At 43.6% G+C, this 917-nt stretch carries 1 protein-coding gene and 2 pseudogenes; 2 read left to right on the top strand and 1 reads right to left on the bottom strand.

The window, feature by feature from the left end:
- Positions 1-217 (top strand): annotated as a pseudogene (locus tag MB824_RS06045) (transposase family protein); the annotation flags it as partial.
- A gap of 119 nt (positions 218-336) precedes the next feature.
- On the opposite strand, the gene MB824_RS06040 reads toward MB824_RS06045, so the two are convergent.
- A complete protein-coding gene (locus tag MB824_RS06040) occupies positions 337-603 on the bottom strand; it encodes a SemiSWEET family transporter (protein ID WP_003784708.1) in 267 nt (88 codons plus the stop codon).
- A 167-nt stretch (positions 604-770) separates the two neighbouring features.
- Here MB824_RS06040 and MB824_RS06035 point away from each other — a divergent pair.
- Positions 771-917: pseudogene (locus tag MB824_RS06035) on the top strand (IS5/IS1182 family transposase); the annotation flags it as partial.

Genomic DNA, 917 nt, shown 5'->3' with positions numbered 1-917 from the left:
GTTACCGAAAGCCCGATTGAACGTCCCAAAAAAACAGCGGCAGTATTACAGCGGCAAGAAAAAGCGACATACGGTTAAAATCCGGGTCATATACGGCAGAGAAACTGAAAAAATCATCAGTATCCGGACGGGGATGGGTGCCCGGCATGACATGCGTTTAGCCAAGAAGCACCTTGCAGAGCTTTATCCCTACAAACTGTTCCAAGATAATAACGGCGACGGTTTTCATAGCATTTTCCTTTTTCGGTTTAAAAATGATTTCAGGCTACCTGAAACACCTTTTATCGTTTTCAGGTAGCCTTTATGATGGCGATTACGCTACCGCGTCGGTTGTTTTTAAAGCGCGGTCAGGAAAGTCAAAGAACCCAATATCACACCAACCGCATTGGGCACAATTAAAATCCAGTCTTTCTTGGGTTCTTTGCTCCAACCATATAAAACCCAAATCAAACAGGATACTGCCGCAAACAGAGGTTGCCACGGTTGCGCCTTTGCCCCATCCAAATTGGCGATAATTTGGGGAATATAGGCGATGAATACAAAAATCCCGATTGCCGCGCCTATGCTTCCGATAAAAGTATTGAATTTTTTCTTGCTTATCATGAATAAGTATCCTTTCTAAAAAATTCATATTATACATACAGTTATATAGTGTGTCAATATTGCCGCCGAAATACCGGCTGTGGAGCAAATATTGATACCCGAGCGGTTTCCTGTAGGAAATCGTTGCGCTGTTTACACTTTTCCTAACTATCTAGGACAGCCCTATAGTCATTGCGGATAAGGGTTATCAAGGATTGGCTAAAACCGGATTACAGACCCCGAAAAAGAAATCCAAACATCATCCGCTGGACAAACAGGATAAAGAGGCGAACAGGCGGTTAGGCAAACTCAGAACCGTCATCGGGCACATCAAC

Source organism: Kingella pumchi (genome assembly GCF_022288825.1).
GTDB classification, from domain to species: domain Bacteria; phylum Pseudomonadota; class Gammaproteobacteria; order Burkholderiales; family Neisseriaceae; genus Kingella_D; species Kingella_D pumchi.
The sequence above is the reverse complement of the archived record's forward strand: the minus strand, read 5'-3'. Positions and strand labels throughout refer to the sequence as shown.